This window comes from Streptomyces sp. NPDC057307 (assembly GCF_042667665.1).
Taxonomy (GTDB): domain Bacteria; phylum Actinomycetota; class Actinomycetes; order Streptomycetales; family Streptomycetaceae; genus Streptomyces.
The window spans coordinates 22,228-29,930 of record NZ_JBHUZM010000095.1 but is presented as its reverse complement, the minus strand read 5'-3'; the positions used below and the strand labels follow the sequence as shown (position 1 = coordinate 29,930).

Sequence of the window (7,703 nt, the reverse complement as noted above, 5' to 3'; positions counted from 1 at the left end):
GTGCGCGGGTGGCTGGTCGTCGGGCGCCGTCCGGGGGGCGCCGGGCGCCCAGCGCCCGACGGACGCGTAACGCCTACCTGTCCCGCGTACCACTCACCCGTCCCGCGTACGGCCCGTTGGGCCCCTCTCGCGGCTTTGCCATTCCTTTACAACCCGTTCCGCCGCTGCCTCGTCTCTCCCTCCGATCTGCAAGCCCCGCCCGTCGAGTTCCCGGGCAGGCGGACGACGAAAGAGAGCGATTCATGCGCCGAACTGTCCTCAGTGCCATGGCACTCGCGAGCACCGCCGTGCTGGCGAGCGCGCTGCCCGCGTTCGCCGACGACGCGGCCCCGAGCAAAGCCCCCAGCACCAGCGCGTCCGTCGCCCCCACGCCCTCCGCCGCTCCCTCCGACGCCTCGTCGGAGCCGACCGCCGCCCAGGCTCCGAGCGACGCGCCCGCCCCGGCCAAGACTCCCGGCCAGGTCGCCGTCGTACCGGAGGGGGCGCCCGACACCGGAGTGGCGTCCACGTCCACACAGTCGGGGTCGGCCGACGGCGCGCTGATCGGCACGGGCGCCGCGGCCCTGGTCGCCGGCGGTGCGACGGTCTTCGTCGTACGCCGTCGGCGCGTGACCGGCGCGTGACCCCGCTCTCCAGGCGCGCCTTCACCGCCGGCGCGCTGGCCTCACTGCTCGTGGGCTGTGGCGGCCCCGACGCCGACCGGGCCGGGAACGAGGATCGCGACGGCGGTACGCCGCCGCCCGCGTCCCCCGTCGACAGAGCGACGGGGGACGGGAAGGCCCTCGGGCGTTCCGTCCCGGTCGGACTCCTGATCCCCGCCATCGAGGTCGACACGCCCGTCATACGGCTGGGGCTGGCGCCGGACGGCACCATGCAGGTGCCCCCGATCACGGCGGACGATCGCGCGGGCTGGTACCGGCACTCGCCGACGCCGGGTCAGGTGGGCCCGTCGGTGATCGTCGGCCATGTGACGGTCGGTACGCACGGCGACGGGGTCTTCCGGCACCTGGCGCGGCTGCGCCGGGGCGACCGGATCACGGCGCGCCTGGAGAACGGCACGGCGGCGGAGTTCGCCGTCAGCGCCGTACAGAAGATCGCGAAGGCGGACTTCCCCGCGGACGACGTCTACGGGGATGTGGACCGTCCGGAGCTGCGGCTCATCACCTGCGGCGGCCGGCGTACCGGTGACGGTTACGTCGACAACGTCATCGTCTTCGCCTCGATGGCGACCGCGAGCGGCCGCTGACCGACCCACCGTCCCGGATCCGGATCCGGATCCGGATCCGGATCCGGATCCGGACACGGACACGGACACGGACAGGGACGCGGACGCGGATGCGATGTGGATCCCGGGCCGAGGGAACGTACGCCCCCGGTCCGGGCTCCTTCCTTAAGAGCCCCACGACCCCCCCACTGCGGCCACGACCATGGAGAGCGTTGAAACGGTCCCGCGACAAGGCAGCGTCCGACCTGTTCGCCGCCCTCTACCCGCGCCTCGCCGGCTGGTGCCGCCGTCTGGTCGACGACGACGAGACGGCCCACGAGATCGCCTCGGAGGCGTTCACCCGGCTCTGGTCCCGGTGGACAACCGTGCAGGAGCCGCGCGGCTTCCTCTACGTCACCGCGGCCAACCTCGTGCGCGACCACTGGCGCAAACTGGAGCGCGAACGCAAGGCCATGCGCCGTATCACCTCGGAGGTCGCCGTCAGCCCGCACATCGAGCAGACGGACCCGTCCGTACGGCTGCTCGTACAGTCGCTGCCGGAACGGCTGCGCGTCCCGATCCTGCTGCACTACTACGCCGACATGCCGATCCGGGAGGTGTCCGTACTGACCGGACGCAAGGAAGGAACCGTCAAGGCCGACCTCCACGCGGCCCGCGAACTGCTCCGCGCCCATCTGAGGAGAAGCCTTGACCACACGCGCTGACGACGGGCCCGAGTTCGACCCCGACGACCCCTTGGCCGTCATCCTGCGGCCGCCGTCCGACTGCCTCGGTCCGCCCCCGCGCCGGTACGAGACGATCCGCCGCAGCGCCTCCCGCCGGCGGCTCCTCCGAGCCGCGGCCGGGGTCGGCCTCTCGTGCGCCGCCGCCGCTCTCGTCCTGTTGCCGTTCCACCTCGCGACGACGTCCGACGGCCCCGCGGCTCCGACGGTGCCGCTCGCCCCACCGCCCGCGAGCAGTCACTCGCCGGAGCCCACCGCACCGCCGTCGCCCGGCCTCGTCACCCCCGGCCCGAGCGAGAGTACCGAGCCGGGGGAGCCGTCCACATCGAGCGACCACGAACCCGGAACCGCCGTCCCCAGCGGCGCGCCCATGCCGCAACCCGGCGGGGTCTCCGTCGGACCGTCCGCGGTCCAGAGCGGGGCCGCCCCGACGGACGTGGCCCCCGAGAAGTACCGGCCGTAGGCCGCGCTCCCCGGCCGGTCAGCCGCGAAGCTTGACGGCCAGGGAGGTCGACGCGCCGGGTTCTTGCGGGGCGGCCCGCGCGGTCGGTTCGGCCGGTTCGATCGTCCCGGCCGCCGGCCGAACCGGCCGAGGCCGGATCAGTGCCGCTTCACACCGCTCAACTCGTTCGGGGACTTGGGCAGTTCGGTCGAGGCCAGCTGTTCGCCGGACTCGATGTCGATCGCCAGGAGCTTCCTGCTCGACGGGTCGGACACGTACGCGGTGTGGTCGCGCACGAACAGCGCCGGTCGCGGCTGCTGCCAGTCCAGCGGCTCCTGCCAGGAACCGAGCGCGGCGATCCGCTTGATGACCTTGCCCGTCGCCGGGTCGATGACATGGATCCTGCCGTCGGTGCCGAGGACGAGCGCCTCACCGTGCGGGCCGCGGGCCAGCGAACGGAAGGTGTAGCTCGTGCCGAGGTCGACGAGCCGCATCCTGCCCGATTCCGTGTCGATCAGCGACACCTGCTCCGGGCGCTCCAGCTCGGCGTCCTTGTCCTTCTTGTAGTCGCCGAGGACGACCGGCGACTCGTCCGACCCGGCCTGGTTGCCGATCCGGCCGTACGGCGTGGGGCTCTTGACCTTCTTGATCGCGCCGTCCTGGTAGATGAGGACGCCGTCCTCGCAGCCGATGACGACCGCCTCGTCCTCCGCCGTGGCCTCGCCGTGGACGCCGGGGCACTCCTCGCTCCGGGTGATCTCCTCGCGGTCCTTGTCGAGCACAGTGATGCCGACCCGCTTCTCCTCCGTGCCGAGGGTGGTCACCAACTCGCCGTTCGCCAGCTGGATGGCGACCCCGTGGTGCGGGACGGCGGAGTCGTACGTCGTGGTCTTCGGCCGCGCGCCGCCCAGCTCCTCGGGGTCGAAGACGGTGACCTCGCCGGTGCTGTCCGAGAAGAGGACGGTCCTGCCCGCGTGACGCACCACATGCCCCGGCTTGGGGCCCTTGAACTCGACGTCCGTGAGCCGTCGGCCGACCGCGTCCATGACCTGGAAGCCCGTCGCGGTCGAGACCATCACATGACGGTCGTCGCCCGCCGGGTTGACCCGGTTGAACCCCTTCAGGGGTATGTTCCCGGCGACTTTCAGCGTCGCGCCGTCCAGTACGTACAGGCCGCCGTCGTACGTCGCGACGATCGGGTCCTTGACCGGCGCCGCCGACGGGTCCGAGCTGTCCGACGACTTCTCCGCCGCGGTCTCGGACGTGTCGCCGCCGCCACACGCGGTGAGCGTGACGCAGGCCGTGAGCAGGGCGGTGAGGGCGATTGTCGCCCGGGGGCGTACTCGATGTTTCATTACGTGGTTTTCCTCTCGTAGGTCATTGCGGGTCATTCGGTGCCCAGGCCCGTCGATATGGACCTGGTGTTGGCGCGCATCATTTCCAGATAGGTGGCCGCGCCTTTTCCTTTCTCGGTGAGGGATTCGGAGAACAACGGCACGACATCGACGTCGATTCGGCTCTCCTGCTTCAGTACCTGGGCCAGCCGGTCCGGCTGGGACGAGTCGGCGAAGACGGCTCTCACCCCCGCCGTCTCGACGGCCGTGGCCAAGGACTTGAGATCTGAGGCACTCGGCGACGCGAGGGTGGTGCCGCTGGGGATGACGGCGCCCACGATCCGGAATCCGAAACGCCGCGCCAGATATCCGAAGACATGGTGGTTGGTCACCAACTGGCGGCTCCGCTCGGGTATTTCGTCGAACGTCGTCCGCATCCAGGAACTGAGTTCGGCGACTTTCGCCCCGTACGCCGACGCGTTCTTCTCGACGGCATTCCTGTCGACACCGTGCACGTGCTTGACGATCTGCCGCGCGATGAGGCCGACGGCCTGTCGGACCCGCTCGGGGTCGGTCCAGAAATGCGGATCCGGTTCGTCCGCGCTCTCGCCCGACGTATAGGCGATCGGGTCGAGGGATTCCCCGACGGCGAGCGTGGCGACACCGGCCTCCTTGGCGGCTTCGACATGCCGCAGGACGTTCTCCTCAAGCCCGAGCCCGTTGTGGACGACGAGATCGGCCCTTTCCAGGGAGGCCGCCTGGGGAGCGGAGACACCGAAGGAATGCGGATCGGCGCCGGGCCGCATCAGCACCGTCACGTCGGCCTCTTCGCCGACGATGTTGCGGGTGATGTCACCGAGGATGTTCGTGGTGACGACGACGGTGGGGCGGTCCGTACCGCTCGCCGTACAGCCGGCGACACCCAGCGTCAACGCGCAGAGCAGGGAAAGGACGAGGAGCCGGAGGAGAGGCAGAGAAGAAGACAGGGGAGAAGGCAGGGGAGAGGACAAGGGGAGGGACCGAGTCGTCATCGTCCCGTCTCCACCATGTGCGTCGGGGCGAAGTCGAGCGGGAAGGTCCGGGCGAGCCGTAGACCGTCGTTGTAGTCGATCTCGTAGATCTTCTCCGCGCCGGCGTCATTGACGTACGCGCGCGAGCTGTCGATCTCGATGACGGCGGAAGCGGCGCCCTTCGGAAGGAGTTCCGTGCGCGCGACGCGCTTCTTGGTGGCGATGTCGTACGAGGTCAGAGCGCCGTCCTCGCCGAGGACGAGCAACGGCGCACCCTCTCCGGCCGTGTTGGCGGCGACGACCGGACCGGTCTCCAGCCGCGTCCACGCCCGGTCGGTGACGTCCAGGACCCAGACCGCCTCGTCGCCCGACGTGGCGACGAGAGTCGTACTGCCCGCCCGGTGACGGAAGTCGACGGCCCGGGCGTCGGCCCTCACGGCCCTGCCGTAGGGGATTTTCAAGGCGCTGAACGTGCCCTTGTCCTCGCTCACCAGCAGAGCGCCGTCGGCGCAGCCGAACACCACGCCCCGTCGGGTGACGGCCTCGCCCCGCGCCTGAGCGCACGGTTCGTCGATCGGGGCCACAACCGCCCCGTCCCGAGAGCGGACTTCCACGGTCTCCCGCTCGGCCCCCGTCGACGCGACCAACAGGTGTTCCTCGTAGGGCACGACCGCCCCGGCGGCCGCTCGGTCGCCCGCCCCGCCCAGCGCCCGGCCGCGCGGGACGGCGCCGTTCTCCAGCTTCTTCCGGTCGAACAGTTCGGTGTCGCCCTGTGCGGACGACACCGCGGTGACGGTCTGGTCGCTGTGTATATGAGCGGCGTCGGGTCCGCCGATCGGGCCGACATGGCGGATACCGGCCCGGTAGTAGTGCACGTGATCGCCGTGGTCCACCGTCCAGGTGCCGGAGTCGACGGCGTACGTCGCGTCGTCGGCGCGCAGATAGGCGAACCGGCCGTCGGCACGCAGCCCCCGGATGCCGTCGATTCGCCTCAACGGCGTGATGTCCTCGCTGATCAGGTCGAGAACGCCGACCGCGCCGCTGCCCGCGTCGGCCAGTACGAGTCGGGACTGCTGCTCGGAGGTCTCCTCGGCCCCCTCGACGTACCCGTGAGGCGCTGACGAGGTGCGCGGTTTCGAGGCGGGCCCCGGCTGCCCACCGCTGTCGTTCTGGCAGCCCACGAGGCCGGTGAGCAGCAGCCCCGCGCCGACGAGTACGGCGCAGGACAGGGCGGTAGGGGCGGTGGTGGTGCGGTTGTGGAGGATCGCTCTGGGTGTCATGACGGATGTCCGTATTCCATGTGCGGGCGGTCGGCCGTGGGTGTGGTGGTGGACCGCGTCCACCGGTGGTGGAGGCCGGCGATCAGGGTGGAGAGCAGGAACTGGAGGACCGCCGTCGCGGCGATCGTCGCCCCGGCGGCGGTGCCGAGATGCCACGACAGCAACAGGCCGATGAACGTCGCGCTCATCCCGAGACAGGCGGCTCCGGCCATGACCGCCGGGATCCGACGGGCCCACGGCAGCACCGCAGCGGGCGGGGCGATCAGCAGACCGAAGACCAACAGCGTTCCCACGATGTGGAACGACGCGACGATCGCGAGGGTGAGCAGGGCGAGCAGCGCCGCGTGCGCGGCGCGCGGCCTCAACCCCAGGGTGTGCGCCTTGCGTTCGTCGAAGGCGAGCGCCACGAACGGCCGGTGGCCGAGTACGGAGATCACCAGCGCCACGCTCAACGCGGCTGTGAGGTAAGCGAGATCGGCCGGACGGACCGCGAGCACATCGCCGAAGAGAAAGCCCGTCAGATCGACGGCGAACGACTCCGAACCGGACACGATGATCACGCCCAGCGACAGCATTCCCACGAACAGCAGCCCGATGCTGGTGTCCTGGGACAGCCGCGGCGACCGGCCGACGAGGCTGACGCCGGCGGCCATGACGGCCGCGCTCACGGCCGCGCCGACGAGCAGATTGCCTCCCAGCAGGGAGGCCAGCGCGATGCCGGGGAGCATGCCGTGCGACATGGCGTCGCCGAGGAACGCCATGCCTCGGAGCACGACCCAGGTGCCCGCCAGGGCACAGATCAGAGACACGAGGATGCCGCCCCACAGGGCGCGTTGCACAAAGGTCACCTCGAAGGGACCCACCAGCCAGTCCATGGAGCGGGACACTACAATGAAAACGATTATCGTTTCAATCTAGGTAGTGGGAGTGCTCCGGGCATGCGGCGACAAATGGGACGACGGGCAGGACGGCAGGCGGGGGGAGAGGTAACACTCCACGAGGTGTCCGCCGGCTATGCGAGCCGTTCGGTGCTGAGTCAACTCACCGCGCGCGTACCGGCGTTCACCACGACGGCTGTTGTCGGTCCGAACGGTTCGGGCAAGTCCACGCTGCTCGCGGTGATGGCCGGTGTGATCCCGGTGACAGCGGGAACGGTGGAGCACCGGACCGACCGGCGCGCGGCATTCGTGGTGCAGCGCAGCCGGGCCGCCGACACCTTGCCGATGACCGTGCGGGACACCGTGGCCATGGGGAGATGGGAGCGCCTTGGGCTGTGGAGGCGACTGTCACGGCGCGACCGGGACGTCGTGGGGCTGAGCATGGAGCGGCTCGGCATCACCTCTCTCGCCGATCGGCAGTTGGGGGAGCTGTCCGGCGGCCAGCGTCAACGAGCGCTTGTGGCGCAGGGGTTGGCCCAGGAGGCCGATCTGCTGCTGCTCGACGAACCCACCACCGGACTCGACACGGCGGCGCAGAGCCTGATCGCCGACGTCCTGACCGAGGTCACGGCGGAAGGGGGCACCGTCGTCCTGGCGACGCACGATCTGACGGCGGCTCGGGCGGCGGGGCATGTCCTGCTGCTCCAGGAGGGGCGCTTGCGGGGAGAGGGGAATCCCGGCGAGACGCTGACCGACCGGGTCGTCGAGGAGGTCTGGCGACTGCCCCGACGTGCCTGAACCGGCCCTGAAGG

9 protein-coding genes are annotated in these 7,703 nt (G+C 70.6%); 5 read left to right on the top strand and 4 right to left on the bottom strand.

Features of this window, described 5'->3' with window-relative positions:
* The first annotated feature begins 242 nt into the window (after nt 1-242).
* From ACFUN8_RS26555 to ACFUN8_RS26540, 4 genes are all read left to right on the top strand, one after another.
* Nucleotides 243-623, top strand: a complete 381-nt coding sequence (locus ACFUN8_RS26555) for a sortase-dependent protein (RefSeq protein ID WP_383642463.1) — start codon at nt 243-245, stop codon at nt 621-623.
* Nucleotides 620-1,246, top strand: a complete 627-nt coding sequence (locus tag ACFUN8_RS26550; protein WP_383642461.1) for a class F sortase — start codon at nt 620-622, stop codon at nt 1,244-1,246. The genes ACFUN8_RS26555 and ACFUN8_RS26550 overlap by 4 nt, the downstream gene beginning before the upstream one ends.
* Before the next feature lie 191 nt (nt 1,247-1,437).
* Nucleotides 1,438-1,929, top strand: a complete 492-nt coding sequence (locus tag ACFUN8_RS26545) for an RNA polymerase sigma factor (protein WP_383642458.1) — start codon at nt 1,438-1,440, stop codon at nt 1,927-1,929.
* Nucleotides 1,913-2,410: a hypothetical protein gene (locus ACFUN8_RS26540; RefSeq protein ID WP_383642455.1), complete on the top strand. Its 498-nt coding sequence runs from the start codon at nt 1,913-1,915 to the stop codon at nt 2,408-2,410. The genes ACFUN8_RS26545 and ACFUN8_RS26540 overlap by 17 nt, the downstream gene beginning before the upstream one ends.
* A gap of 137 nt (nt 2,411-2,547) precedes the next feature.
* On the opposite strand, the gene aztD is transcribed toward ACFUN8_RS26540, so the two are convergent.
* From aztD to aztB, 4 genes are read right to left on the bottom strand one after another with little or no spacing between them, the layout of a single operon-like run.
* Nucleotides 2,548-3,744: a zinc metallochaperone AztD gene (gene aztD, locus ACFUN8_RS26535; protein WP_383642452.1), complete on the bottom strand. Its 1,197-nt coding sequence runs from the start codon at nt 3,742-3,744 to the stop codon at nt 2,548-2,550.
* A 32-nt stretch (nt 3,745-3,776) separates the two neighbouring features.
* Complete coding sequence (gene aztC, locus ACFUN8_RS26530; protein WP_383642450.1) at nt 3,777-4,754, bottom strand: zinc ABC transporter substrate-binding protein AztC; 978 nt, start codon at nt 4,752-4,754, stop codon at nt 3,777-3,779.
* The gene (locus ACFUN8_RS26525; RefSeq protein WP_383642447.1) at nt 4,751-6,013 is read right to left on the bottom strand and encodes a hypothetical protein; all 1,263 of its coding nucleotides are present in this window, start codon (nt 6,011-6,013) and stop codon (nt 4,751-4,753) included. Before ACFUN8_RS26525 ends, aztC begins: the two co-directional genes overlap by 4 nt.
* Entirely contained in the window at nt 6,010-6,888 is an 879-nt protein-coding gene (aztB, locus tag ACFUN8_RS26520) for a zinc ABC transporter permease AztB (RefSeq protein ID WP_383642444.1), read from the bottom strand. The genes ACFUN8_RS26525 and aztB overlap by 4 nt, the downstream gene beginning before the upstream one ends.
* Before the next feature lie 75 nt (nt 6,889-6,963).
* Here aztB and aztA point away from each other — a divergent pair, with 75 nt between their 5' ends.
* On the top strand, nt 6,964-7,689 hold the full coding sequence (gene aztA / locus ACFUN8_RS26515; protein WP_383642441.1) for a zinc ABC transporter ATP-binding protein AztA: 726 nt from the start codon (nt 6,964-6,966) through the stop codon (nt 7,687-7,689).
* Nucleotides 7,690-7,703 lie beyond the last annotated feature (14 nt).